Source organism: Kitasatospora sp. P5_F3 (assembly GCF_054049135.1).
Window position 1 is genome coordinate 1 of the sequence record NZ_JBFUMY010000090.1, and the last position, 25424, is coordinate 25424.

The window sequence follows — 25424 nt, forward strand, 5'->3', positions numbered from 1 at the left end:
TCTAAGCGGGAAGCCTGCTTCGAGATGAATATTCCCATAAGCGGGAAGCCTGCTTCGAGATGAATATTCCCACCTCCTTGAGAGGGTAAGGCTCCCAGTAGACGACTGGGTTGATAGGCCGGATGTGGAAGCCCTGTAAGGGGTGGAGCTGACCGGTACTAATAGGCCGAGGGCTTGTCCTCAGACGCTCGCGTTCACTGTGTGGTTCCCGGGTAGCGAACAGCTATCGCCGGTGAAAAACCACTTAATAAACTAAAAAGTGTGTGTTTCGCTGAATACCCGATAGGGTTTCGGTGGTCATAGCACGAGGGAAACGCCCGGTTACATTCCGAACCCGGAAGCTAAGCCTCGTAGCGCCGATGGTACTGCAGGGGGGACCCTGTGGGAGAGTAGGACGCCGCCGAACAAGTATTCAAAGGCCGTTGGCCCCAGCGAATCGCTGGGGCCAACGGCCTTTTTTGTTTTTCCCGGAGCACACAGGCCACCGCCCGACAGCGGATGGTGGCCGGATGCCGGACAATGGAGCTGGTGTGTGGCCACGCGGGCCCCACCACACCGCACCGGGCGATGTCGTCGCCCTGGCCGCGCGGTCGAGCAGAAGAAGCAGAAGGAGTCACCACGATGTCGAACCCTCCCCAGGACCGTCCCGACCGCCGATCGGACGACGGCCGCGGCTACGAGCCCCGGTCGCGTGGGGGTTTCTCCAACGACCGTGGTGGCCGGCCGTCGGGTGACCGTCCGTCGTACGGCAACCGTGATGACCGTGGCGGTCGCCCGTCGGGTGACCGTCCGTCGTATGGCAACCGTGACGATCGTGGTGGTCGTCCCTCGGGTGACCGTCCGTCCTACGGTGGCGGTCGCCCGTCGGGTGACCGTCCGTCGTACGGCAACCGTGATGACCGTGGTGGCCGTCCCTCGGGTGACCGTCCGTCCTACGGTGACCGTCGCCCGTCCGGTGACCGTCCGTCGTACGGCAACCGTGACGACCGTGGTGGCCGCCCGTCGGGTGACCGTCCGTCCTACGGTGACCGTCGCCCGTCGGGTGACCGTCCGTCGTACGGCAACCGCGATGACCGTGGTAGCCGCCCTTCCTTTGGTGACCGTCCCTCTGGTGGTGGCCGTCCTTCGTACGGCGACCGTCCCTCCGGTGACCGTCCGTCGTACGGCAACCGTGACGACCGTGGTGGTCGTCCCTCGGGTGACCGTCCGTCCTACGGTGACCGTCGCCCGTCCGGTGACCGTCCCTCGTACGGCAACCGTGATGACCGTGGTGGCCGYCCSTCGGGTGACCGTCCGTCGTACGGCAACCGTGATGACCGTGGTGGCCGCCCCTCGTACGGTGACCGTCCCTCTGGTGGTGGGTTCCGTCGTGACGATCGCCCCTCCGGTGACCGTCCCTCGTACGGTGACCGTCCCTCTGGTGGTGGGTTCCGTCGTGACGATCGCCCCTCCGGTGACCGTCCCTCGTACGGTGACCGTCGCCCGTCGGGTGACCGTCCCTCTTACGGCAACCGTGATGACCGGCCGCGTCGTGATGACCGTCCGTCGGGCGACCGTCCGTCCTACGGCAACCGTGACGATCGCGGTGGCCGTCCCTCGTACGGTGACCGTCCCTCTGGTGGTGGCCGTCCCTCGTACGGCGACCGTCCCTCCGGTGACCGTCGTCCCTCGGGCGACCGCCCGTCCTACGGTGACCGTCGTCCGTCGGGTGACCGTCCCTCGTACGGAAACCGTGATGACCGTGGCGGCCGTCCGTCCTACGGTGACCGCCCCTCGGGTGACCGCCCGTCGTACGGCAACCGTGATGACCGTGGTGGTCGTCCCTCGGGTGACCGTCCGTCCTACGGCAACCGTGACGATCGTGGCGCCCGTCCCTCGTACGGTGACCGTCGTCCCTCGGGCGACCGCCCGTCCTACGGTGACCGTCGTCCGTCGGGTGACCGCCCGTCCTACGGCAACCGTGACGATCGTGGCGGCCGCCCCTCGGGTGACCGTCCCTCGTACGGCAACCGCGATGACCGTGGCGGCCGCCCCTCGGGTGACCGTCCCTCGTACGGCAACCGTGACGACCGTGGCGGCCGCCCCTCCGGTGACCGCCCGTCGTACGGCAACCGCGATGACCGGCCGCGTCGTGACGAGGGGTCGGACTACGACGACCGGCGGGGCAACTTCGAGCCGGTCAGGCGGCTGCCGATTCCGGAGGATGTCACCGGGTTCGAGCTGGACGGCGATGTCCGCCAGGACCTGAAGAGCCTGCCGAAGACCCTCGCGGACGATGTCGCGCGCAACCTGGTGATGGTGGCCCGGACGCTCGACACCGACCCCGAGGAGGCGTACCAGTACTCCCGCGTCGCGCTGCGCCTGGCCTCCCGGGTCGCCTCGGTCCGTGAGGCGGCGGGGTTCGCCTCGTACGTGACGCAGCGGTACGCGGAGGCGCTGACCGAGTTCCGTGCTGCGAAGCGGATGACCGGTCGGGCGGATCTGTGGCCGGTGATGGCGGACTGCGAGCGTGGTCTGAGCCGTCCGGAGCGGGCGCTGGCGATGGCCGGTGAGCCCGAGGTGAAGCAGCTGGACAAGGCCGGCCAGGTCGAGATGCGGCTGGTCGCGGCGGGTGCCCGTGGCGACATGGAGCAGTACGAGGCCGCAGTGGTGACGCTGCAGAGCCCCGAGCTGGCCTCCAACACCATCCAGCCGTGGACCGCGCGACTGCGGTACGCCTACGCCGAGGCGCTGATCGCGGCCGACCGTGGCGACGAGGCCCGTGAGTGGTTCGCCAAGGCGGCCGAGGCGGACACCGACGGGCAGACCAACGCCTCCGAGCGGCTCGCCGAGATCGATGGCCTGGAGTTCACCGACGCGCTCGACCCCGAGATGGCGGACGAGAACGGCCGCGAGATCGTGGACGTCGAGGATGTCGAGGGCGATGTCGAGGACGAGGACGACGAGCTGGACCAGCTCGCGGACGAGGCCTCCGACGACGAGGACGACCGGGGCGAGCAGGACGAGCAGGACGAGCGGGACGACAGGGACGCCGACGACGAGATCGTCGAGGAGCGCCCGCGCCGTCGGATCGCCATGGACGACACCGGCGACGACAAGGTGATCTACGAGGACGAGGAGGACGTCGAGGAGTACTACGACGAGGACGACCTCGAGATCGACGAGGTCGACGACGTCCGGGACTCCGGCGACCGCCGCTGACACCGCAGGACAGCACATGGGAAAGGCCCCGACCGCACACGCGGTCGGGGCCTTTCCCATGTAGTTCGAGGCTGCGGAGCACCAGTCCGGTGGCCGGTTTCGGGCCGAAGGAGGTGGACTTCCGGGGCATCGTGACGCCCTGTTCGGCCAGCCGGCGCACCACGCTCTCCTCCACCGGGTGCAGCAGGACGGCCGTGCCGCCGGTCCGGGCGGCCTCGCGTTCGGCGGCGGCTGCGGCGTGCAGGTAGCCGATGTCGTCGGGGCCGTCCGGGATCTGCCAGGTGTGGTCGAGCAGGGTGGCGTGCAGGACGGTGGCGTCCAGGTGGCGCCACTCCTCCGGCTTGTCGGCCGGGACGGTGGCGGTGAGCAGTGCCTCGTCCGGCTCGCTGATCAGCCGGAAGACCGAGTCCCCGGCGGTCAGCAGGAAGGCGTTGCCGCCCTGTCGCTTGGCGTCGGCGAGGGCCCGGAGGGCGTGCTCCAGCGGGCCGGGCACCTCCTTGACCTGCCAGTGGTCGCCCAGCCCGGCCAGGGCCTCGGCGATCGGCAGCCGGTACAGCACCCGGTGGATGGCCCGGACCCGGAGCGGGTAGCGGGCGGTGTCCACCAGCAGCACCATGCCGCGGTCCCAGGGGCTGCGGGGCAGATGACGGTGCTCGCGCTGGAGCCGGAGGTACATCTCCCAGCGGTGGTGTCCGTCGGCGATCAGCGCCCGACAGGTCGCCAGATCCCGGGTCACCTCGGCGAGTTCGGCCGGGTCGGTGACGGCCCAGAGCCGATGGTGGGTGCCGTCGATGGTGGTCGTGGTGAGCAGCGGTTCGCCCAGGACGGTGCGTTCGATCACCTGGGCGGCGCCGCCGTGGCCCCGGTAGGTGAGCAGCAGCGGTTCGAGGTTGGCCTTGGTGGTGCGCATCAGGCCGACCCGGTCGGCGACCGGACGGGGCATCACGTCCTCGTGCGGCAGCACCACCCCGGCCTCCCGGCCGCTGACCGCGAGGGAGCCGATCAGTCCGCGCTGCAGCAGGCCGTCGGTGCGCTGCTCGTAGACGTAGAGCGCGGCCTCCGGGTCGGGGGCGAGGACGCCCTCGCGCTGCCAGTCGGTGAGCAGCCGGGCCGCGTGCCGGTACCGGGTGTCGCGGTCGGGGCGGTCGCCGCTGTCGTCCGGTTCGGGGCGGGGCAGGATCAGCCGGACGATGTTGTACGGATCGGCGGTCTCCAGGTCGAGCCGCCGGTTCGGATCCACCACGTCGTACGGCGGTGAGGTGACAGCTGCCAGGTTTCCCACCCGGTCGGGGCGGTACCGCAGGCCACGGAACGGGGAGAGGGACAGCCCCGCGGTGGCGACGTGCCCGGGGTCTCCGGGGCCGCCTGCCGGAGCTGGGGCTCCACTGTCTGCACTGGGTGTCGTCATCCTGGGCATGGTAATCGGGTATGTGCTGTTCAGTGATCACAAGTGCCCGAGACCGCTCGGAGGGGTGTGTCGGACCGGGTGGCAGGTGGCGGAGGGAGCTGGGGCAGGGATGAGCGGAAGCGACGGGGTCCCCGAGGGCGGGGTCTACGACTGGTTCCGGCGCGGGGCGCAGTTGTTGGGGCAGGGGCATCCGGCGGCGGCGGTGCAGCTGCTGGCCAGGGCGGCCGAGGCGGAGCCGGAGTCGCGGAGCATCCGGGAGATGCTGGCCCGGGCGCTGTTCGACGCGGGGCGGTTCCGGGAGGCGATGGAGAACTTCAGGGCGGTGGCGTTGGCCGATCCGTCGGACGACTACGCTCAGTTCGGATGGGGCGTGGCGGCGGCCCGGCTGGGTGACTTCGAGACCTCGGCCGAGCATCTCGCGCTGGCGGTCGCGATGCGCCCCGGGGCCGAGCACTACCGGGCGGCGTTGCGGCAGACCAGGGCGACCCTGGCTGCCCGGGCCGGCGCGTACGGCCCGCTCCGGCCGGGTGCCCCGGGCTATCAGGGCGAGGCAGAGCAGGACACCGGCTGACGGTGTGTGACAGCTGACGACTACCGAGGATGAGGTGCAGTGGGTATGACGGAGACCGCGACCGGAGCAACCGGCCGGGTACGGACCGCTCCCGGGGGATCCGACCTCCCGCTGACCGAGGAGTACGACACCGCGCTGCTCGACCTGGACGGCGTGGTGTACGCCGGTCCGAACGCGATCGACCACGCGGCCGATTCGCTGGCGGTGGCCCGGGACGGCGGGATGCGGTTGGCGTACGTCACCAACAACGCCTCCCGGCCGCCCCGGGTGGTGGCCGAGCACCTGACCGAGCTGGGCATCCCGGCCGAGCCGGCTGACGTGATCAACTCCGCCCAGGCGGCGGCCCGGCTGGTCGCCGAGAAGGTCCCGGCCGGGGCGAAGGTACTGGTCGTGGGCGGTGCCGGGCTGGTCGAGGCGCTGGCCGAGCACGGGCTGGTGGCGGTCAGTTCGCTGGCGGAGGAGCCGCTCGCGGTGGTGCAGGGGTACGACCCGTCGGTGGGCTGGCAGCAGCTCGCCGAGGCCTCGTACGCGGTCGCCTCCGGCCTGCCGTGGGTGGCCTCGAACACCGACCTGACGGTGCCGACCGCGCGCGGGATCGCGCCCGGGAACGGGACGCTGGTGGCGGCGGTACGGACGGCCACCGGGGTGGAGCCGGAGGTGGCGGGGAAGCCGCTGCCGCCGATGCACCGGGAGACGGTGATCCGGACCGGGGCGCAGCGTCCGCTGGTGGTCGGCGACCGGCTCGACACCGACATCGAGGGTGCCTGGAACGGTGGGGTGGACAGCCTGCTGGTCTTCACCGGGGTGACGACGCCCGCGCTGCTGCTGGACGCTCCGGTGGAGCACCGGCCGACGTATCTGGCGGCGGACCTGCGGGGGCTGCTGACGGTGCATCGGGCGGCGGTCGCGGTGGACGGCGGCTTCGAGTGCGGGGGGTGGCGGGCCTGGGCGGAGGACGGGGTGCTGCGGGTGTCCGGCGCGGGGGAGGACCGGTACGACGGGCTGCGGGCGCTCTGTGGTGCAGCCTGGACGGCGGGGCCGGGGCTGGACGGGCGGAAGGCGCTCGCCGAGTTGGGCTTCTAGATTTGGCAGGAGGCTCGGTCACTGCGAAAGCTCCTGACCACCTACGTACGGATCACCTTGCATGGGTCGGCGTCGCAGTTCCCCGAGCCCCTGGGTAGTGGACGGCTGAGCGCCTGCCGAAGTTCAGAGCAAGGTGCGCAGGCGCAGCAAGTCGCGGAAGCCGGCTTCGAGCTTGATGCGGCCGGAGGCCCAGGCGGAGGCGAACTTGAGGGTGCCGCCGACCATGGCGATCAGGTCGTCGCTGGTCATGGTGAGGCGGATCTCGGCCTTGGCGGGAGGTGGGCCGGGGGTCTCGACCACGTCGGTGATCCGGCCGTCCTGGAGGCGGCCGGAGAAGGTCAGGTCGAGGTCGGTGATCCGGCAGGTCAGCGAGCGGTCGAGGGCGGCGGCCTGGCGGACCTCGCCGTTGGTGCCGGCGAGGTTGCGGCTGAGCTGCTCGAGTGCGCTGCGGCACTCCTCGGTGCTGGCCATTGCTGCTGATCTCCGTCCCTGGGCGCTGCGGCTGGCTGCCCACGCTATCGCAGCGCCTGGACCGTCCCGGCGGCGCGGGAGACGGTAGCGTCGGGTGCGAGGGTTCGGAGACGGCACGGAGGAGGTAGGCCGAGATGCTGCGGGATGCGGTGCGTGGGGTGGTCGTGGTGGCCACCGAGGTCGCCGAGGAGGCCGGCAAGCGGGTGGCCGGGCTGCTGGAGCGGTCGGGGGTGAACGTGGCGGCGCTGGAGCAGTTCCCGCCGTCCGTGAAGACCTTGCAGACGCTGGCCGAGGAGGCCGTGACGGCCGGCCGGGCCGGGCTCGATCTGGCGGTCGGGGTGACCCGTGGCGAGGTGGAGCGGGTCTTCGAGAAGGTCGGCGACCAGGTGGTGAAGGTCGGCGTGGTGCTGAGCTTCCTGGAGAGCAGGCTCCGTGAGGTGGAGGAGACCGCTCCGACGCCGGCTCAGGAGGCCCGTGCGGGCGGCCTGTTCGAGGCCGGCTGGGAGGAGGAGGTCCGTCCGGCCGAAGCCGAGGCCGAGGCCGAGCCCGAGCCCGAGCCTGAGGAGGTGCCGGCGTGGGCCTGGGCGGACGAGGAGCCGGAGCCGGTCGCGCCCCCGGTGAAGCGGGCACCGGCGAAGAAGAGCGCACCGGCGAAGAAGGCCACGGCTGCGAAGAAGGCCACGGCGGTCAAGAAGACCCCGACGGCGAAGAAGACCACCGCCACCAAGAAGACGACCGCCAAGAAGGCCGCCCCCAAGAAGCCCGCCGGTGACTGACCTCGGAGAGGACGGTTTCGTCCCCACCGGCCGCCCCGAGGTGGATGCGGTGCTGGCCCGGCTGGGCGAGCTGGACGGGGCGGAGACCGGAGTGCACGTGGCGGTGTACGAAGATGTACACCAGCGGCTCGCGGACACGCTTGCCGCCCTTGACCGGTAGGACCCGGTCGTACCAGTAACAGGAGACGGAACCCCAGTGGCAGTGGCACGACGCCGACTCGACGCGGAGCTGGTCCGCCGCAAGCTGGCCCGTTCGCGTGAACACGCGAGTGAGCTGATCGCGGCGGGCCGGGTGACCGTCGGCGGCACCACCGCGACCAAGCCGGCCACCCAGGTGGAGACGGCGGCGGCCGTGGTGGTGGCAGCGGATGCGAACGACCCGGACTACGTCTCGCGGGGCGGCCACAAGCTGGCCGGTGCGCTGGCGGCGTTCCTGCCGCAGGGGCTGGTGGTGGACGGGCGCCGGGCGCTGGACGCGGGTGCGTCCACCGGTGGCTTCACGGATGTGCTGCTGCGTTCGGGCGTCGCGCACGTACTCGCGGTGGACGTCGGGTACGGGCAGCTGGCGTGGTCGCTGCAGAGCGACGACCGGGTGACCGTGATGGACCGGACGAACGTCCGGGAGCTGACCCTGGAGCAGATCGGCGGGGAGCCGGTCGACCTGGTGGTGGGTGACCTGTCGTTCATCTCGCTCGGCCTGGTGCTGCCCGCGCTGGCGCGGTGCTGCGCCGAGGACGCGGACCTGGTGCTGATGGTCAAGCCGCAGTTCGAGATCGGCAAGGAGCGCCTCGGCAGCGGCGGCGTGGTGCGCAGCCCCGAGCTGCGGGCCGAGATGGTCCGTCAGGTGGCCGCTCAGGCCTGGGCGTCGGGCCTGGGGGTGCGGGCGGTGACGGCGAGTCCGCTGCCGGGGCCTTCGGGCAATGTGGAGTACTTCCTGTGGCTGCGCCGGGACGCTGCGCAGCTCGACCCGGCCGAGGCGGACCGGGCGGTCGCGGAGGGGCCCCGATAGGGTGCGACGCAGACGTCCGGTCAGCGCGAGCGCGGTGGCCGCACGGGGCAACGGCGACCCGGCAGGCGTAGGGAGAGGGCAGCAGCATGGGCGAGGGACGCACGGTCTTCCTGATTGCGCACACCGGACGGGAGACCGCGCTGCGCAGCGTCGAGGCGTTGGTGCAGGGTCTGTTGAAGGCCGGGATCAGAATCCGGCTGCTGGCGGCCGAGGCGGTCGGTCTCGATCTGCCGGACGGGGTCGAGCGGGTCGAGGGCGGGCACGGTGCCGCGGACGGCTGTGAGCTGATCCTGGTCGCGGGCGGGGACGGCACGCTGCTGCGCGGGGCGGAGCTGGCCCGGGAGTCCGGGCTGCCGATGCTGGGCATCAACCTGGGCCGGGTGGGCTTCCTGGCGGAGGCCGAGCGGGACGATCTGGCGGTGGTGGTCGAGCGGGTGGTGGACGCCGACTACGAGATCGAGGACCGGATGACCCTCGACGTACTGGTGCGGACCAACGGCGATGTGGTGTACGAGGGCTGGGCGCTGAACGAGGCGTCGGTCGAGAAGGCGGCCCGGGAGCGGATGCTGGAGGTGGTGACCGAGGTGGACGGCCGGCCGGTCTCCAACTTCGGCTGCGACGGGGTGGTGCTCTCCACGCCGACCGGTTCGACGGCGTACGCCTTCTCGGGTGGTGGCCCGGTGGTCTGGCCGGAGGTGGAGGCGCTGCTGATGGTGCCGATCAGCGCGCACGCGCTGTTCGCCCGGCCGCTGGTGACCTCGCCGAACTCGGTGCTGGCGGTGGAGGTGCAGCCGAAGACCCCGCACGGGGTGCTCTGGTGCGACGGCCGCCGGTCGGTCGAACTCCCGGCCGGGGCACGGGTGGAGGTCCGCCGGGGCCGGACGCCGGTGCGGCTGGCCAGGCTGCACCGGGCGCCGTTCACCAACCGGCTGGTGGCCAAGTTCGCGCTGCCGGTGACGGGTTGGCGCGGGCGCAGCGGCTGCTGACGGGCGCCGCCCCCCAACCGACGCAGGGTCTAAGTCAGACCGCGAGCGGCAGGTTGGTGTCGAGGCCGTTCCAGCGGCCGGTGGCGGCGAGTTCGGCGGTGGCGGCCAGCCGGGCGACCGCTTCGGCGGCGGCCGGGCCCGGGACGGTGAGCGGGATCCGGATGTGGTGTTCGAAGGCGCCGTCCACGCCGAACCTGGATCCGGCGGCGATCCGGACCCCGGTCTGTTCGCCGGCCTGGGCGAGGGCGCTGCCGGACAGGCTGCCGGTGCCCACCCAGAGTGCCAACCCGCCCGGGGGCAGGGTCACTTGCCAGTGCGGGAGCTGCTCGCGCAGGGCGGCGGCCAGGCCCTCGGCGCTGGTCCGTAGCCGTTCGTGCCGGTCGGCCCTGATCGCGGGCAGCTGCTCGGTGAGCATCTCGGCGGCGATCAGCTGGTCGAGCACCGGGCTGCCGATGTCGGTGTAGACCCGGTCGGTGGCCAACTGCCGTACCAGGGCGGCGTTGGCGCGTACCCAGCCGATCCGCAGGCCACCCCAGAGGATCTTGCTGGCCGAGCCGACGGTGACCACCTGGGCGCTCCGGTCGAGTGCGGCCATCGGACGCGGCATGGTCAAGTCGCCGAGGCCCCAGTCCAGTTCGGCCGGGGTCTCGTCGACCAGCACGGTGGTCCCGGCCGACCGGGCGGCGGTCAGCAGGGCCCGCCGCTGCTCCTCGTCCACCAGGGCGCCGGTGGGGTTGTGGAAGTCCGGGATCACGTACGCGAGCCGGGGCGCGGCGCCGCGCAGCACCCGCTGCCACTCGGGCAGGTCCCAGCCGGGCCCGGCGTACGGGACCGGGACCAGCCGGGCCTCGGCGCGGCGCAGCGCCTGCAGGGTGTGGGCGTAGCTGGGCGCCTCGACGGCGACCCGGTCGCCGCGGCTCAGCAGGGCGCGCCGGACCAGCTGGAGGGCGGCCATCGCGCCGGTGGTGACCAGGATCTGGTCGGGGGTGGTGGGCAGTCCGCGCTCGGTGTAGCGGCGGGCGATCGCCTCCCGCAGCACCGGGACGCCGGTCGGGAAGTTGCCGTGCCCGGCGGCGTACGCGGGCAGCTGCTCGACCGCGCGGGCGGCGGCCAGGCCGAGGTACGGCTGCGGGGCGGGCAGTGCGGCCACGCCGAGGTCGAGGGTGCGGTCGCGCTCGTCCGGCGGCACCGGGTGCAGGGCGTCGGTGGGCGGCCGGCTGCCCTCGGGCAGGGTGGTCCAGCTGCCGGAGCCGCGGCGGCTGCGCAGGTACCCCTCGGTGCGCAGCGCCTCGTACGCGGTGGCCACGGTGGTGCGGCTGAGTTCCAGCGCCTGGGCCAGTTCGCGTTCGGCGGGCAGTCGGGCGCCGACCGGCAGGCGGCCCTCGGAGACCAGCAGTCTGACCTGCCCGGCCAGCGTCCGGTAGGCGGGCCGGTGACCGCCGCTCTCGGGCAACCGGGTGCCGCGCAGCAGGCGGGCCAGCGCGGGCGGGGTCACGGTGCTCTGCCACTCGGCCATCTGAATCAGTCCAGTCGAGAGGAATTGGCCCTGGCTGGTGGCCAGGTGGACTCCCCATGATGGCAGGGCGGCCGTCGAGCCGCCACACCCCTGGCCCCACAGCATCCGAAGGAGCCACCCATGGCCACCCTCTCCGCCGTCCCCCGGACCACCTGGAGCACCGACCGGCTGGGCCGCCGGTTGCCCCAACTCCTGCTCGGCCTCTGGCTCTACGGCACCAGCCTGGGCGTGATGGTGCGGGCCGGCCTCGGGGTCAACCCCTGGGACGTGCTGAACCAGGGCATGGTGCACCACTTCGGCCTGAGCATCGGGAACTGGGTCACCATCATCGGCGCGCTGGTGCTGCTGCTCTGGATCCCGCTCCGGCAGGTTCCCGGCATCGGCACGATCGGCAACGTGCTGATCCTCGGGGTGGCGATGGACCTCACCATGGGCGTGCTGGACACGCCCGGGAACTGGCCCGCCAGGATCGCCCTGCTTGCCACCGGCATCCTGCTCAACGGCCTGGCCACCGGCCTCTACATCGGTGCCCGGTTCGGCCCCGGCCCCCGGGACGGGCTGATGACCGGACTACAGCGCAGGACCGGCCGCTCGGTGCGCCTGATCCGCACCGGTATCGAACTGACCGTGCTGGCCATCGGTGTCCTGCTCGGCGGCACGGTGGGCGTCGGCACCGTCGCGTACGCGCTGGCGATCGGGCCGCTGGCCCAGTTCTTCCTGCGCTGGTGCACCGTCCCGGAGGGCCGGTAGCAGTACGGCCGACTTCCGGGCGACATACCTCGCGCAGCGCCCGAAAGGGATGAACTTGCCCGCCCGGGGCCGGTGCTCGTCGCGCGGCGGGGCCGGAACCTCGTAAGGTCGTCACCGTGTTGGACGAGATGCGGATACGGGATCTTGGCGTCATCGACGACGCGGTGGTCGAACTGGCGCCCGGCTTCACCGCCGTCACCGGTGAGACCGGGGCGGGCAAGACCATGGTGGTGACCAGCCTCGGGCTGCTGCTGGGCGGCCGGGCCGACCCGGCGCTGGTGCGGCGCGGCGCGGACCGGGCCGTGGTCGAGGGACGGCTCTCGCTGCCGCCCGGCTCGGCGGTGTTGGCGCGGGCCCTGGAGGCCGGCGCCGAACTGGACGACGGCGCGCTGCTGCTCAGCCGTACCGTCTCCGCCGAGGGCCGCTCGCGCGCCCACGTCGGCGGCCGGTCCGTGCCGGTCGGCCTGCTGGCCGAGCTGGGCGAGGACCTGGTGGCCGTGCACGGCCAGACCGACCAGCAGCGGCTGCTCCGGCCGTCCCGCCAGCGCGGCGCGCTGGACCGGTACGCGGGCGCCGCGGTGGCCGGGCCGCTGGCCCGCTACCGGGAGACCTACCGGGCGCTGCGCGAGGTGGCCGCCACCCTGGACGAGCTGACCGTCCGGGCCAGGGAGCGGGCCCAGGAGGCCGACCTGCTGCGGTTCGGCCTGGACGAGGTCGCCGCCGCCGAACCGGTCGCCGGCGAGGACACCGAGCTGGCCGCCGAGGCCGAGCGGCTCGGCCACGCCGACGCGCTCTCCTCCGCCGCCACCCTGGCGCACGCCGCCCTGGCCGGGCACCCGAGCGACCCCGAGGCGGTGGACGCGGGCACCCTGGTGGCCCAGGCCCGCCGCGCGGTGGACGGCGTCCGCCAGCACGACGAGCGCCTGGCCGGTCTGGCCGACCGGCTGAACGAGGTCGGCTACCTGCTGACCGACGTGGCCCAGGACCTGGCCGGGTACGCCGACGACCTGGACGCCGACCCGGTCCGGCTGGCCGCGGTCGAGGAGCGCCGCTCGGTGCTGGCCCAGCTGCTGCGCAAGTACGGCGGCCCGGAGAACACCCTGGCCGAGGTGCTGGCCTGGGCCGAGAACGGCTCCGCCCGGCTGGCCGAGCTGGACGGCGACGACGACCGGATCGAGCGGCTGACGGAGCAGCAGACGACGCTGCGTCAGGAACTGACCGAGCTGGCGGCCGAGGTCTCGGCGGCCCGGCAGGCCGCGGCCGGCCGGTTCGCCGAGGCGGTCTCCGCCGAGCTGACCGAGCTGGCCATGCCGCACGCCCGGGTCACCTTCGACCTGGCCCGCACCGACGACCCGGCCGGGCTCGAGCTGGACGGCCGTACGGTCGCCTTCGGCTCGCACGGGGTCGACGAGGTGGAGGTGCTGCTCGCCCCGCACCCCGGCGCCTCGCCGCGCCCGATCGCCAAGGGCGCCTCGGGCGGTGAGCTGTCCCGGGTGATGCTGGCCGTCGAGGTGGTGTTCGCGGGCGCCGACCCGGTGCCGACCTACCTCTTCGACGAGGTGGACGCGGGCGTCGGCGGCAAGGCCGCGGTCGAGATCGGCCGCCGGCTGGCCAAGCTCGCCGAGACCGCCCAGGTGGTGGTGGTCACCCACCTTCCGCAGGTGGCGGCCTTCGCCGACCGGCACCTGGTGGTGGAGAAGACCCACGACGGCACGGTGACCCGCAGCGGCGTCAAGGTGCTCTCCGACGAGCAGCGGGTACGCGAACTCTCCCGGATGCTGGCGGGTCTGGAGGACTCCGAGCTCGGCCGGGCCCACGCGGAGGAGTTGCTGGCGACCGCCCGCGCGCCCCGGCTCGGCTGAGGGGCCGGGTTGAGGGGTCGGTGGGGGCGCTGTCCGGACGGACCCCCGACACGTAGGGGTGCCGACTGTCCAAGAGGGCGCCGGACCTGGCATGGTGGCCGCTGGACACTGACTGACCAGTTCATGATCGAGTCGGAGCGAGACGACGTGGACCCTTTCGCCACCAGGGCCGGCAAAGGCACCGAACCGGGGCAGCTGCACGTGGTGCTGGTGCTCTCCGCGGCCAGCGGGGGCGTCGGCGCCCATGTGCGTTCACTGGCCCAGGGCCTGGTCGCGCACGGCGTGGCCGTGACCGTCTGCGCCCCCGGCGGCACCGACACGCTGTTCGGTTTCTCCCGGACCGGCGCCCGGTTCCACCTGGTCGACATCACCCCCACCTCCGGGGCCCGCAGCGACGCCACCGCGATCGGTGAACTCCGGCGCGCCTTCACCGGCGCCGACATCGTGCACGCGCACGGCCTGCGGGCCGCGCTGCTGGCCGACCTGGCGCTGCGCACCGCGGGCCGCTTCCCCGGCCTGCGCCCGGAGACCCCGCTGGTGGTGACGTCCCATCACGCGATGCTGGCCACCGGACTCGACCGCCGCCTGCAACGCCTGATGGAGCGTCGGGTGGCCCGCTCCGCCGACCTGGTGCTCGGCGCCTCCTCCGACCTGGTCGCCCGGGCCCGCGAACTCGGCGCCACCGACGCCAGGCTCGGCCCGGTCGCCGCCCCGCCGATGCCCGCCGGCGGCCTGGGCCGGGAGGCGGCCCGCGCGGCGCTGCTCCACGGCTCCGCCGAGCGGCCGGTGGTGCTCGCGGTCGGGCGGCTGGTCCAGCAGAAGTCGTTCGGCCTGCTGCTGGACGCCGTCCGGTACGGCCTCGGCGACAGCGACCCGCTGGTGGTGATCGCCGGGGAGGGCGCCGAGCAGGACCTGCTGCGCGAGCGGATCGCCGCCGAGAAGCTCCCGGTCGAGCTGCTCGGCTACCGCACCGACGTGCCCGACCTGCTCGCGGCGGCCGACCTGGTGGTGGTCAGCAGCCGCTGGGAGGCCCGCTCGCTGGTCGTCCAGGAGGCGATGCGGGCCGGGGTCCCGGTGGTCTCCACCGCAGTCGGCGGCGTGCCCGAACTGGTCGGCGAGGCTGCCGTACTGGTGCCGTACGGCGACCCCGCCGCACTGGCCGGGGCCGTCCGTTCGCTGCTCGCCGACCCGGGCCGCCGTAGCGCGCTGGCGGCGGCGGGTCGGCTGCAGGCCGAGACCTGGCCCGACGAAGCCGCCACCGTGGCCCAGGTCCTCAGCACCTACGACGAACTCGTCCAACGAAGCTGAGCCATTTACGGACGGATCGCCTTTTACGAGGTCGGCGTCGCCCACGTGGCGGAGCCGCACATCAGCAGAGCCCCGAGCCCCTGTCTTCCGGACCGTCTGCCTCAGAGGGTTGCCTGCTCCCGTTCGCGACCGTCGGGCTGGGCGGAGAGGTAGGCGCCCGCGCAGGCGGTGAGGCGGAGGGCGGTGTCGATCAGGGGGACGTGGCTGAAGGCCTGCGGGAAGTTGCCGACCTGGCGCTGGGCCCGGGAGTCCCACTCCTCGGCCAGCAGGCCGACGTCGTTGCGGAGCGAGAGCAGCTTCTCGAAGAGCTCGCGGGCCTCTGCCACCCGTCCGATCATCGCCAGGTCGTCGGCCAGCCAGAACGAGCAGGCCAGGAACGCGCCCTCGTGCCCGGACAGCCCGTCGACGTTGTTGCCCTCGTCGTCGTGGGTCGGGTAGCGGAGCACGAAGCCGTCCTCGGTGGACAGTTCGCGCTGGATCGCCTCGATGGTGCCGATCACCCGCTTGTCGTCCGGCGGCAGGAAGCCGACCTGGGGGATCAGCAGCAGCGAGGCGTCCAGCTCCTGGCCGCCGTAGTACTGGGTGAAGGTGTTGCGGTCGGCGTCGTAGCCCTTCTCGCAGACGTCCCGGTGGATCTCGTCGCGGAGGGCCTTCCAGCGCTCCAACGGGCCCTCGGCGGGGGTCTGTTCGATCAGCTTGATGGTGCGGTCCACCGCGACCCAGGCCATCACCTTGGAGTGCACGAAGTGGCGGCGGGGGCCGCGCACCTCCCAGATGCCCTCGTCCGGCTCGCGCCAGTGCTGCTCCAGGTAGGTGATCAGCTTGAGCTGGAGCAGGTGGGCGTGGTCGTTGCGGGTCAGGCCGGTCATGTGGGCCAGGTGCAGGGCCTCGACCACCTCGCCGTAGACGTCCAGCTGGAGCTGCCCGGCCGCGCCGTTGCCGACCCGGACCGGCTGGGAGCCCTCGTACCCGGGCAGCCAGTCCAGCTCGGACTCGGTCAACTCCCGCTCCCCGGCGATGCCGTACATGATCTGCAGGTTCTCCGGGTCGCCGGCCACCGCGCGGAGCAGCCACTCGCGCCAGGCCCTGGCCTCCTCGCGGTAGCCGGTGCGCAGCAGCGAGGAGAGGGTGATCGCGGCGTCCCGCAGCCAGGTGTAGCGGTAGTCCCAGTTGCGTTCGCCGCCGATGTCCTCGGGCAGCGAGGTGGTGGGGGCGGCGACGATCCCGCCGGTGGGGGCGTAGGTGAGCGCCTTGAGGGTGATCAGCGAGCGGACCACCGGCTCCCGGTAGGGGCCCTGGTAGGTGCACTGGGCGACCCAGTCGCGCCAGAACTCGACCGTGCCCGCGAGCATCGCCTCGGTGTCCGGGGCGGCCGGCGCGGGCAGGTGGCTGGCCTGCCAGGTGAGTGCGAAGGCGATCCGCTCGCCCGCCTCGACGGTGAAGTCGGCGTACGTGGTCAGGTCGCGCCCGTAGGTCTCGGCCACGCCGTCCAGCCAGACCGAGTCGGGCCCGGCCACCGCGACGGTGCGGTGGCCGCCGTCGGGCTGCTCGACCCGGTGCACCCAGGGCACCACCCGGCCGTAGCTGAACCGCATCCGCAGCGCGGAGCGCATCCGGACCCGGCCGGAGAGGCCCTCGACGATCCGGATCATCTGCGGGACGGCGTCCAGACCGGCCAGCGGGCGGGGCGGCATGAAGTCGATCACCCGGACGGTGCCGCCCTGGGAGTCCCACTCCTGCTCCAGGATCAGCGAGTCGCCCCGGTAGCGGCGGCGGTCGGCCGGCACGGCGGGGGCGCCGGCGGTCGGCGGGATCGGGATCTCGCCGCTGTCGGTGAACGCCGACCGGGCGGCCGGCGGGGCCGGGGTGGCCGGGGTGGCCGGTCCGGGCACCGGTTCGGCGGGGCCGATCCGCCAGAACCCGTGTTCGTCGGTCCCCAGCAGACCGGCGAACACGGCAGGAGAGTCGAATCTGGGCAGGCACAGCCAGTCGACCGCCCCGTCCCTGCTGACCAGGGCGGCGGTCTGCATGTCCCCGATGAGTGCGTAGTCCTCGATACGGCCGGCCACGTGGGTCTCCAGTTCGCAAGATGTGCTCGGCGGCCACCGATGGCGGGGCGCGCGGATGCTGCGGGGCCGGAGAGTCCGGGCGGTGGCGGCTGGTGGCCACCTGGGCGGGGCTGGATGAGCCCCTGGCCTGGACGGGGTGAACTGGTGCGGGGAGGCGGCGTGTCCGGTCGCGCATCGGGGACCGAGAGGCGTCGTCCTGACCCCTCGCCCTCCGCGTGCTCTGTCTGTCGGCGATGCGTCCGTGCAGAATACTTCGGCGGCAGTGGGCGAGGCACCCCGAAGAACCCCTGTTCGTCACCTGTCACACCGTATGACGTCACATTGGTCCGGCTGGGGCAGTCGGACTGACCCGTACGAACCAGGCGGAACTGATCCTTCCGGGCCAGGCCGGACGGTGACCGGGGAACGTCGGATGAACTCCGGGCGGACGCGCCGAGGTGCCCGCGACCGCGTCCACCGCCTCGCGCTGATACCCTGGTATCCCGTGGACTGGTGGGCATTCGCCCCGAGCCGCCGACCCCGACGACCCGCCGGAGCAGCCGAAAGGCTCCCGGCCGAGTGCGAACTCCTCGTCGGAGAGGCGCCCCGGCGGTCCCTCCACCGGCGTCACCTTCGACAGCGACCCACGGGAGCCCCCTCTTGGCACAGCCCCAATCCGGCAAGGCAGCGAACGGCCGCGCCGTGACGACCAAGCACCTCTTCGTCACCGGGGGTGTCGCCTCCTCGCTCGGCAAGGGCCTCACCGCCTCCAGCCTCGGTGCCCTGCTGAAGGCACGCGGTCTGCGTGTGACGATGCAGAAGCTCGACCCCTACCTCAACGTGGACCCGGGCACCATGAACCCGTTCCAGCACGGTGAGGTCTTCGTCACCGACGACGGGGCCGAGACCGACCTCGACATCGGTCACTACGAGCGCTTCCTCGACACCAACCTGCACGGCTCGGCGAACGTGACGACCGGCCAGGTGTACTCGACGGTGATCGCCAAGGAGCGCCGCGGCGAGTACCTGGGCGACACCGTCCAGGTCATCCCGCACATCACCAACGAGATCAAGTCCCGGATCCGGCGGATGGCGACCGAGGACGTCGACGTGGTGATCACCGAGGTCGGTGGCACCGTCGGCGACATCGAGTCGCTGCCGTTCCTGGAGGCGGTCCGCCAGGTCCGCCACGAGGTCGGCCGGGACAACGTCTTCTTCGTGCACGTCTCGCTGCTGCCGTACATCGGCCCCTCGGGCGAGCTGAAGACCAAGCCGACCCAGCACTCGGTCGCGGCCCTGCGCAACATCGGCATCCAGCCGGACGCCATCGTGCTGCGCGCCGACCGCGAGGTGCCGCAGGCCATCAAGCGCAAGATCTCGCTGATGTGCGACGTGGACGAGGAGGCCGTGGTCGCGGCCATCGACGCCAAGTCGATCTACGACATCCCCAAGGTGCTGCACTCCGAGGGCCTGGACGCGTACGTGGTCCGCCGCCTCGACCTGGCCTTCCGGGACGTCGACTGGACCGTCTGGGACGACCTGCTGCGCCGGGTGCACGAGCCCCAGCACGTGGTGAAGGTGGCGCTGGTCGGCAAGTACATCGACCTGCCCGACGCCTACCTGTCGGTGACCGAGGCGCTGCGCGCGGGCGGATTCGCCAACAACGCGCGGGTCGAGATCAAGTGGGTGACCTCGGACGACTGCCTGACGCCCGAGGGTGCGCAGGAGCAGCTGGGTGATGTGGACGCGATCTGCATCCCCGGTGGCTTTGGCGACCGCGGCGTGGACGGCAAGGTCGCCGCGATCACCTACGGCCGGGAGAAGAAGATCCCGCTGCTGGGTCTCTGTCTGGGCCTGCAGTGCGTGGTGATCGAGGCCGCCCGCAACCTGGCCGGCCTGCCGGACGCCAACTCCACCGAGTTCGACTCGGCCGCCAAGTACCCGGTCATCTCGACCATGGCCGAGCAGCTGGCGATCGTGGACGGCAAGGGCGACCTGGGCGGCACCATGCGGCTCGGTCTCTACCCGGCCAAGCTGGCCGAGGGCTCGATCGTCCGTGAGGTCTACGGCGGCGAGCAGTACGTGGAAGAGCGCCACCGGCACCGCTACGAGGTCAACAACGCGTACCGCGCCGACCTGGAGAAGACCGGCCTGCAGTTCTCCGGCCTCTCCCCGAAGGGCGACCTGGTCGAGTACGTCGAGTACCCGCGCGAGGTCCACCCCTACCTGGTCGCCACCCAGGCGCACCCGGAGCTGAAGTCCCGGCCGACCCGCCCGCACCCGCTGTTCGCGGGTCTGGTGGCGGCGGCCATCAAGATCAAGACTGCCGCCGAGTAACTCTCGCGGTCGGTGGACGGCGGTCGTGCGATTCTTCGCACGGCACCGGGGTCCGGACGGACGAGGTGCTGATGCCGGACGGGAGTTATGCCCGGCGGGACTACCAGACGCACCCGGGCTCGGTCGCGGTGCTCGCGGTGGACGAGCAGCAGCGGGTGCTGATCCTGCGCCAGTACCGGCACCCCGTGCGGCAGCGGCTCTGGGAGCTCCCGGCCGGGCTGCTCGACGTGCCCGGGGAGAACCCGCTGCACGCCGCCCAGCGTGAGCTCTTCGAGGAGGCGCACTGCAAGGCGGAGGAGTGGCGGGTGCTGGTGGACTTCTACACCTCGCCCGGGGGGACGGACGAGGCGCTGCGGCTGTTCCTGGCGACCGGTCTGTCGGCGGCGGACGGGGAGCGGTACGAGGCGCACGGGGAGGAGCTGGAGATCGAGACGGCGCGGGTGCCGCTCGGTGAGCTGCTGCAGCTGGTGCTGACCGGGGAGCTGCACAACCCGACGCTGATCACCGGGACGCTGGCGTTGCACGCGGCACTGGCCTCGCCGGCCGGGCTGGACACGCTGCGGGCGGCGGAGTCGCCTTGGCCGGCGCGCCCGTTCAGCTAGGTAGGGGCGCCCAGTCGGCACACGCCAGGGGCTCGGGGAACTGCGAGGAGATCTGGCGCCGGGTTCACTGCGAAAGTGCCTGACCATCTCGCAGGTGCAACGCTTCTGAGGTCGGCGTCGCAGTTCCCCGAGCCCCTGGGGGTTGCCGCCCTGCGGCGCTGCGTCCGCATGGGTGATTTGGTGGTTGGTAGTACTGGTGTCACCTCCTGTGCGGGTGGCGGGTCGAACTACGCTTCCCGAACGGGGCCCCGGTGTGGGCCCGTCTGCTGACCGGTCGGGAGTGGCGCAGGTGGCGAGGAAGACGGCGACGATGGACGCACGGCCCGCCCCGGTTCCTGGTCAACTGCCGGACGGGCCCGGGCTGTTCGTCGGGCGTGGCGCCGAGCTCGCGGTGTTGGCGGCGACCCGGACCAAGGTGGTTGCGGGGCGGTGCCCGTTGCTGGTGGTGGCGGGGCGGCCGGGGTCGGGGCGGACCTCACTGGCCGTCAGGTTCGCCGCCTCGGTGGCGGAGGAGTACCCGGACGGGGTGCTGTTCGCCCGGCTGTCCGCGCCGGACGGGAGCAGGGTGGCGCCCGGGACGGTGGCGCGGCGGCTGCTGGAGCAGCTGGGGGAGCCGGCTGCGGGGGCGCTGCCCACCGGGGCGGAGGAGGGCGAGGACGATCCCGCCTGTGCGGCCGTACGAGCGGCGGTGAGCGGGCGCCGGGTGCTGCTGGTGCTGGACGACGTGCGGGATTCGGGGCAGCTCTGGCCGTTGCTGGCGACGGCGCCGGAGGCGCTGGTGGTGGCCACCACGGCGGGGCCGCTGACCGGGATCGAGGGGATCGATCCGGTGATCCTGGGCGGGCTGTCCCAGTCCGCGTCGGTGGACCTGCTGAGCGGGCTGGTCGGCGGGACCAGGATCAGCTGCGACCCGGTCGGCGCCGCCGGACTGGCCGAGAGCTGTGCCTGCCGTCCCACCGCGCTGCGGCTGATGGCGGGCTGGCTGCGGGCCGCCCCCAAGGCGGCGGTCACGGACGCGGCCCGGGAGCTGGTGCTGGCCGTCGAGGTGCGGACACCCCCGAAGCCGGAGCGGCTCCGGAAGAAGCGCAAGGGCAAGCCCGAAGGGCCCGAGCCGACCGCCGACCCGGCTCCGGAGGGGCCGGTCCCGGTGCCCGACGGCGACCCGCTCGGGGCGGCGTTCACGTTGCTGCACCGGTCGCTGCCGGCGGCCGAGGCCCGGATGCTGCGGATGCTCACGCTGGCGCCCGCGCAGTGCGCAGATCTGCGCACCGCCTCGGCCCTGGTGGGCTGCCCGGCGCCGGAGGCCGCGGCGCTGCTGCAGAAGCTGACGGAGCGTGAACTCCTGGACCAGGACGGCGAGTCGGGGGACGGCACGCCCCGGTACCGGGTGCCCGGGCGGCTGTACGGACGGCTGGTGGCGCTGCGCGAGGAGCTGGACCGGCCGTCCGAGCTGGAGCTGGCCAGGGCGCGCCTGCTGGAGCGGCTGGTGCGGCTGGTGGAGTCGGCCCGGGCGCTGCTCGACCCGGCCGTCGGGCCCGGGCCTGACCCGCTGCCCGGGCCGCTGAGGCTGCGGACGGCGGCGCAGGCCAGGCTCTGGCTGACCGAGCAGCGCGGCCAGCTGCTTGGCGCGGTCGGGGACGCGATCGGCCGGGCCGATCTGGACGGTTCGGCCGGCCGGCTGGTGACCGCGCTGCTGCGGGCGCTGCCGTTGACCGGCCAGGCCGCCCCGGCGGATCTGTACGAGCTGCACGGGCTGGTGCTCAAGGTGGCCGAGCGGAGCGGGAACCGGCGCCGGACGGCCGCCGCGCTGCTCAACCTGGGCGATCTGCAGGCGGCGGCGGGCCGCTGGGAGGTGGCCGCCGAGCGGTACCGGGCCGCGCTGGAGCACGGCCGCGAGGTGGACGACGAGGTGGCCTGCGCCCGGGCCCTGGAGGGCGTGGCGGAGAGCCGACGGGCGCTCGGCGACCCGGTGCGCGCCGCCGACTGGTACGGCCGGGCACTGGAGCTGCGGCAGGGTCTGGGCGACCACCCGGCCGAAGCCAGGCTGCTGGCCCGGAGGGCCGAGGCACATCTGGCACAGCGGCGGTTCGAGGAGGCCGAGCGGGAGTACCGGGCCGCGCTCGCGGTCCTGCGGCGACTGGGCGACGAGCGGGGGCAGTGGGCGGTCGCGGCGGCCCTGGAACACCTGCGGGGACTGGTCGAAGCCGAGCGGGGCCGGGTGACTTCGGACTGATGTCCGGAAGGTCGCTTTACGCCTGAATTGCCAGCTGATGTGAGAGGCAAGCCTACGAATCTGCCAATGTGTCCAGCGGATTTATTCACTTTGGAAGGCTGACGGATCACCTGGGCTTCATTACACTCGACCTTAGTCGCGTAGCGAAGCGTGCCCCGGCGTCTCCGGAGGTCTCCACGTGCGCGTTGCCCGCCGGTGCTCTCCGGCCGGGCCCCAGAGGCAAAAGGGACGTGTTCAGTCGTGAAGGTCGGCATCCCCCGCGAGGTCAAGAACCACGAGTACCGCGTGGCCATCACGCCCGCCGGCGTGCATGAGCTGGTCCGTAACGGACACGAGGTCGTCATCGAGGACGGCGCCGGTCTCGGCTCCTCGATTCCCAACGAGGAGTACGTGGCCGCCGGCGCCGCCATCCTCCCCACGGCCGACGAGGTGTGGGCCGCCGCCGACCTGCTGCTGAAGGTCAAGGAGCCGATCGCGCAGGAGTACCACCGCCTGCGCAAGGGCCAGACCCTCTTCACCTACCTGCACCTGGCCGCCGACAAGGCCGGCACCGACGCACTGGTCGCCTCCGGCACCACCGCGATCGCCTACGAGACCGTGCAGCTCGCCAACGGCGCCCTGCCGCTGCTCGCCCCGATGTCCGAGGTCGCGGGCCGGCTGGCCCCGCAGGTCGGCTCGTACCACCTGATGCGCCCGGCCGGCGGCCGCGGCACCCTGCCCGGTGGCGTGCCCGGCACCCACGCGGCCAAGTGCGTGGTCATCGGCGGTGGCGTCTCCGGCTGGCACGCCGCCACCATCGCGATCGGCATGGGCTACGAGGTGACCCTGCTGGACCGTGACATCAACAAGCTGCGTGAGGCCGACAAGATCTTCGGTACGAAGATCAAGGCCATCATGTCCAACGCCTACGAGCTCGAGAGCGCCGTGCTCGAGGCCGACCTGGTGATCGGCGCCGTGCTGATCCCGGGCGCCAAGGCCCCGAAGCTGGTCACCAACGAGCTGGTCTCCCGGATGAAGCCGGGCTCCGTGCTCGTCGACATCGCGATCGACCAGGGCGGCTGCTTCGAGGACTCCCGTGCCACCACGCACGCCGAGCCGACCTTCCCGGTCCACAACTCGGTCTTCTACTGCGTGGCCAACATGCCGGGCGCCGTCCCGAACACCTCCACCTACGCGCTGACCAACGCGACGCTGCCGTACGTCGTCGAGCTGGCCAACCGGGGCTGGAAGGACGCGCTGCGCCGCGACGCCGCGCTGGCCAAGGGCCTGAACGTGCACGAGGGCCAGATCACCTACGGTGCCGTGGCCGAGGCCTTCGGCCTGCCGTCGGTCTCGCTGGAGAGCGTGCTCGCCTGACCCTGCTGACTCCCCGTCAGCACCCCGCCGAACGCCCCCGACCTGCTCCCCTCAGGCCGGGGGCGTTCCTGCCCTCCGAACGACGGATGTCGACAATTCGGGGTGGTCGGGTGACCGTGTCAATTTATGCGCGCGCTGTCACCCGGCGCAGAAACGTTAGTGGCGCGGGGCCTCACAAGCCTTGACACTGACCGGCCCGATGGCTGACACATCCGGCCCACTACCGTGGATTGTGTTGCTGCGAACGCCGCAGACAGCCTAGAGTCGCAAATCGTCGGCATGCTGCCACGCTGACGAATCGACAACAGTCCTGGATGCCCAAGGAGGTAAGACGACTTGTGAATGAGTCGACATTTGCTCCCGGGGGTGGTCAGCCGGGACTGGCGGAGCACTCGGTCGCGGTCCGTACCTTCGAGGCACGTCAGAACACCGCACCTGCCCCCACCACCGACGAGGCTGACCTGCCGTCACACGGCCTGGCCTACGGCGACTTTGCGTACGGCTCCTACGACGACCCGGACGCCGAGTACGAACCAGACCCGGAGTACGCCGCGACCCTGGCCCCCGACGCAGCCCGCCAGCGCCGTGAGCGCGTTGGCCCGACTGGTCGCCCGCTGCCCTATTTCCCGATCCCCGCGCCGCTGGCCGAGCACGGTCCCGCGCAGATCATCGCGATGTGCAACCAGAAGGGCGGCGTGGGCAAGACCACGTCGACCATCAACCTGGGTGCCGCGCTGGCCGAGTACGGCCGCCGGGTCCTGCTGGTCGACTTCGACCCGCAGGGCGCGCTCTCGGTCGGCCTCGGGGTCAACCCGATGGAACTCGACGTCACGGTCTACAACCTGCTGATGGAGCGGGGTCTGACGGCCGATGAGGTGCTGCTGAAGACCGCCGTGCCCGGCATGGACCTGCTGCCCTCGAACATCGACCTGTCGGCCGCCGAGGTCCAGCTGGTCAGCGAGGTGGCGCGCGAGTCGGCGCTGGCACGGGCGTTGAAGCCGCTGCTGCCCGACTACGACTTCGTCATCATCGACTGCCAGCCGTCGCTCGGCCTGCTCACCGTCAACGCCCTGACGGCGGCTCACAGCGTCATCGTCCCGCTGGAGTGCGAGTTCTTCGCACTGCGCGGGGTCGCGCTGCTCACCGAGACCATCGAGAAGGTCTGCGAGCGGCTCAACCCCGACCTGCGGCTCGACGGCATCCTGGCCACCATGTACGACTCGCGCACGGTGCACAGCCGCGAGGTGCTGGCCCGGGTGGTCGAGGCGTTCGGCGAGCACGTCTTCCACACCGTGATCGGACGGACCGTCAGGTTCCCCGAGACCACCGTGGCGGGCGAGCCGATCACCACGTACGCGACCAACTCGGTCGGCGCCGCCGCCTACCGCCAGCTCGCCAGGGAGGTGCTCGACCGGTGCCGCCCCGCCGAGTGAGTCTCCCGGGTGCCGACGAGCTGTTCCGGACCACCGGCGGGATGGCACTGTCGCCGTCCCTCAGCCGGCCCGAGGCACCCCGCACGGAGACCGCCCGGAGCACCGAGAAGGGCGGGCCGACGGCGGAGGTCCCGCAGGCCCGTGCCGAGTCCCAGCCCGCAGGACCCGAGGAGCCCACGGGGGAGGCCGCCCGGCGGCCCCGCCCCCGGGGCCGGGCCCCGCGCCGCCCGAGCGGGCGGGAGCGGCACGACGAGAAGATCACCGTGTACGTCTCGGCCGAGGAACTGATGGACCTGGAGCACGCCCGCCTGGTGCTCCGCGGCGAGCACGGCCTCGCGGTCGACCGCGGCCGGGTGGTCCGGGAGGCGATCGCCGTCGTCCTCGCCGACCTGGAGCAGCGCGGCGAGGCCAGCATCCTGGTCCGCCGCCTCCGCGGCCGCTGAGCTTTCCGCCGACGGCACCACCAGGGGCTCG

Annotated in this window: 18 protein-coding genes, 2 rRNA genes and 3 pseudogenes; 19 read left to right on the forward strand and 4 right to left on the reverse strand. The window is 72.5% G+C overall.

Annotation, left to right across the window (positions count from 1 at the left end):
- The 4 genes and pseudogenes from ACXJMZ_RS32585 to ACXJMZ_RS32600 form a co-directional block, all read left to right on the forward strand.
- Positions 1-182, forward strand: a 23S ribosomal RNA gene (locus ACXJMZ_RS32585); the annotation flags it as partial.
- A 107-nt stretch (positions 183-289) separates the two neighbouring features.
- Positions 290-406, forward strand: a 5S ribosomal RNA gene (gene rrf / locus ACXJMZ_RS32590).
- Positions 407-796: 390 nt separating this feature from the next.
- A complete protein-coding gene (locus ACXJMZ_RS32595; protein ID WP_457033624.1) occupies positions 797-2248 on the forward strand; it encodes a hypothetical protein in 1452 nt (483 codons plus the stop codon).
- Positions 2188-2872: pseudogene (locus ACXJMZ_RS32600) on the forward strand (hypothetical protein); the annotation flags it as partial. The gene ACXJMZ_RS32595 and the pseudogene ACXJMZ_RS32600, both read left to right, overlap by 61 nt.
- Positions 2873-3262: 390 nt before the next feature.
- Here the strand turns inward: ACXJMZ_RS32600 and ACXJMZ_RS32605 are convergent.
- A pseudogene (locus tag ACXJMZ_RS32605) lies at positions 3263-4609 on the reverse strand (DUF1015 family protein); the annotation flags it as partial.
- Between the two features lie 109 nt (positions 4610-4718).
- Between ACXJMZ_RS32605 and ACXJMZ_RS32610 the strand changes: the two are divergent.
- Together ACXJMZ_RS32610 and ACXJMZ_RS32615 are read left to right on the forward strand one after the other, a co-directional pair.
- Complete coding sequence (locus tag ACXJMZ_RS32610) at positions 4719-5180, forward strand: tetratricopeptide repeat protein (RefSeq protein WP_457033625.1); 462 nt, start codon at positions 4719-4721, stop codon at positions 5178-5180.
- A 45-nt stretch (positions 5181-5225) separates the two neighbouring features.
- Positions 5226-6263, forward strand: a complete 1038-nt coding sequence (locus ACXJMZ_RS32615) for an HAD-IIA family hydrolase (protein ID WP_057230014.1) — start codon at positions 5226-5228, stop codon at positions 6261-6263.
- Between the two features lie 123 nt (positions 6264-6386).
- Here the strand turns inward: ACXJMZ_RS32615 and ACXJMZ_RS32620 are convergent, their stop codons facing one another.
- Complete coding sequence (locus tag ACXJMZ_RS32620) at positions 6387-6734, reverse strand: sterol-binding protein (protein WP_057230017.1); 348 nt, start codon at positions 6732-6734, stop codon at positions 6387-6389.
- A gap of 134 nt (positions 6735-6868) precedes the next feature.
- On the opposite strand from ACXJMZ_RS32620, the gene ACXJMZ_RS32625 reads away from it, so the two are divergent.
- The 4 genes from ACXJMZ_RS32625 to ACXJMZ_RS32640 all read left to right on the forward strand — a co-directional run bounded on the left by ACXJMZ_RS32625 (position 6869) and on the right by ACXJMZ_RS32640 (position 9505).
- Entirely contained in the window at positions 6869-7510 is a 642-nt protein-coding gene (locus ACXJMZ_RS32625; RefSeq protein WP_457033626.1) for a hypothetical protein, read from the forward strand.
- Positions 7503-7670 (forward strand): hypothetical protein, encoded by a 168-nt coding sequence (locus ACXJMZ_RS32630; RefSeq protein WP_157531440.1) that lies wholly within the window; start codon positions 7503-7505, stop codon positions 7668-7670. Before ACXJMZ_RS32625 ends, ACXJMZ_RS32630 begins: the two co-directional genes overlap by 8 nt.
- A gap of 42 nt (positions 7671-7712) precedes the next feature.
- Positions 7713-8519 (forward strand): TlyA family RNA methyltransferase, encoded by an 807-nt coding sequence (locus tag ACXJMZ_RS32635; protein WP_457033643.1) that lies wholly within the window; start codon positions 7713-7715, stop codon positions 8517-8519.
- Positions 8520-8605: 86 nt separating this feature from the next.
- Positions 8606-9505 carry an NAD kinase gene (locus ACXJMZ_RS32640; RefSeq protein WP_457033627.1) on the forward strand — a complete coding sequence of 300 codons (900 nt, stop codon included), beginning with the start codon at positions 8606-8608 and terminating at the stop codon, positions 9503-9505.
- A 34-nt stretch (positions 9506-9539) separates the two neighbouring features.
- Here ACXJMZ_RS32640 and yczR read toward each other — a convergent pair whose 3' ends face one another.
- A complete protein-coding gene (gene yczR, locus ACXJMZ_RS32645) occupies positions 9540-11021 on the reverse strand; it encodes a MocR-like transcription factor YczR (RefSeq protein WP_457033628.1) in 1482 nt (493 codons plus the stop codon).
- Between the two features lie 120 nt (positions 11022-11141).
- On the opposite strand from yczR, the gene yczE reads away from it, so the two are divergent.
- The 3 genes from yczE to ACXJMZ_RS32660 all read left to right on the forward strand — a co-directional run bounded on the left by yczE (position 11142) and on the right by ACXJMZ_RS32660 (position 14941).
- Positions 11142-11771 carry a membrane protein YczE gene (yczE, locus tag ACXJMZ_RS32650; RefSeq protein WP_457033629.1) on the forward strand — a complete coding sequence of 210 codons (630 nt, stop codon included), beginning with the start codon at positions 11142-11144 and terminating at the stop codon, positions 11769-11771.
- Between the two features lie 128 nt (positions 11772-11899).
- Positions 11900-13633, forward strand: coding sequence for a DNA repair protein RecN (gene recN, locus ACXJMZ_RS32655; RefSeq protein ID WP_457033644.1), 1734 nt, complete (start codon positions 11900-11902; stop codon positions 13631-13633).
- A 147-nt stretch (positions 13634-13780) separates the two neighbouring features.
- A complete protein-coding gene (locus ACXJMZ_RS32660; protein WP_457033630.1) occupies positions 13781-14941 on the forward strand; it encodes a glycosyltransferase family 4 protein in 1161 nt (386 codons plus the stop codon).
- 101 nt (positions 14942-15042) lie between these two features.
- Here the strand turns inward: ACXJMZ_RS32660 and ACXJMZ_RS32665 are convergent, their stop codons facing one another.
- Positions 15043-17010, reverse strand: coding sequence for a glycoside hydrolase family 15 protein (locus ACXJMZ_RS32665; protein WP_457033631.1), 1968 nt, complete (start codon positions 17008-17010; stop codon positions 15043-15045).
- 639 nt (positions 17011-17649) lie between these two features.
- Here ACXJMZ_RS32665 and ACXJMZ_RS32670 point away from each other — a divergent pair.
- The 6 genes and pseudogenes from ACXJMZ_RS32670 (at position 17650) to ACXJMZ_RS32695 (ending at position 25393) form a co-directional block, all read left to right on the forward strand.
- Positions 17650-19326, forward strand: a complete 1677-nt coding sequence (locus ACXJMZ_RS32670; RefSeq protein WP_457033632.1) for a CTP synthase — start codon at positions 17650-17652, stop codon at positions 19324-19326.
- Between the two features lie 44 nt (positions 19327-19370).
- Positions 19371-19928 (forward strand): annotated as a pseudogene (locus tag ACXJMZ_RS32675) (NUDIX domain-containing protein); the annotation flags it as partial.
- A gap of 310 nt (positions 19929-20238) precedes the next feature.
- Positions 20239-22161, forward strand: coding sequence for a tetratricopeptide repeat protein (locus tag ACXJMZ_RS32680; RefSeq protein ID WP_457033633.1), 1923 nt, complete (start codon positions 20239-20241; stop codon positions 22159-22161).
- 240 nt (positions 22162-22401) lie between these two features.
- Positions 22402-23517: an alanine dehydrogenase gene (gene ald / locus ACXJMZ_RS32685; RefSeq protein ID WP_457033634.1), complete on the forward strand. Its 1116-nt coding sequence runs from the start codon at positions 22402-22404 to the stop codon at positions 23515-23517.
- A 461-nt stretch (positions 23518-23978) separates the two neighbouring features.
- Positions 23979-24950, forward strand: a complete 972-nt coding sequence (locus ACXJMZ_RS32690; protein WP_457033645.1) for a ParA family protein — start codon at positions 23979-23981, stop codon at positions 24948-24950.
- Positions 24947-25393 carry a hypothetical protein gene (locus ACXJMZ_RS32695; RefSeq protein WP_457033635.1) on the forward strand — a complete coding sequence of 149 codons (447 nt, stop codon included), beginning with the start codon at positions 24947-24949 and terminating at the stop codon, positions 25391-25393. The genes ACXJMZ_RS32690 and ACXJMZ_RS32695 overlap by 4 nt, the downstream gene beginning before the upstream one ends.
- The last annotated feature ends 31 nt before the right edge of the window (positions 25394-25424 follow it).

Coding starts and splice junctions, on each gene's coding strand:
- ACXJMZ_RS32610 (WP_457033625.1), top strand. CDS start 4,719: ATGAGCGGAAGCGACGGGGTCCCCGAGGGCGGGGTCTACGACTGGTTC.
- ACXJMZ_RS32615 (WP_057230014.1), top strand. CDS start 5,226: ATGACGGAGACCGCGACCGGAGCAACCGGCCGGGTACGGACCGCTCCC.
- ACXJMZ_RS32620 (WP_057230017.1), bottom strand. CDS start 6,734: ATGGCCAGCACCGAGGAGTGCCGCAGCGCACTCGAGCAGCTCAGCCGC.
- ACXJMZ_RS32625 (WP_457033626.1), top strand. CDS start 6,869: ATGCTGCGGGATGCGGTGCGTGGGGTGGTCGTGGTGGCCACCGAGGTC.
- ACXJMZ_RS32640 (WP_457033627.1), top strand. CDS start 8,606: ATGGGCGAGGGACGCACGGTCTTCCTGATTGCGCACACCGGACGGGAG.
- yczR (WP_457033628.1), bottom strand. CDS start 11,021: ATGGCCGAGTGGCAGAGCACCGTGACCCCGCCCGCGCTGGCCCGCCTG.
- yczE (WP_457033629.1), top strand. CDS start 11,142: ATGGCCACCCTCTCCGCCGTCCCCCGGACCACCTGGAGCACCGACCGG.
- recN (WP_457033644.1), top strand. CDS start 11,900: ATGCGGATACGGGATCTTGGCGTCATCGACGACGCGGTGGTCGAACTG.
- ACXJMZ_RS32680 (WP_457033633.1), top strand. CDS start 20,239: ATGGACGCACGGCCCGCCCCGGTTCCTGGTCAACTGCCGGACGGGCCC.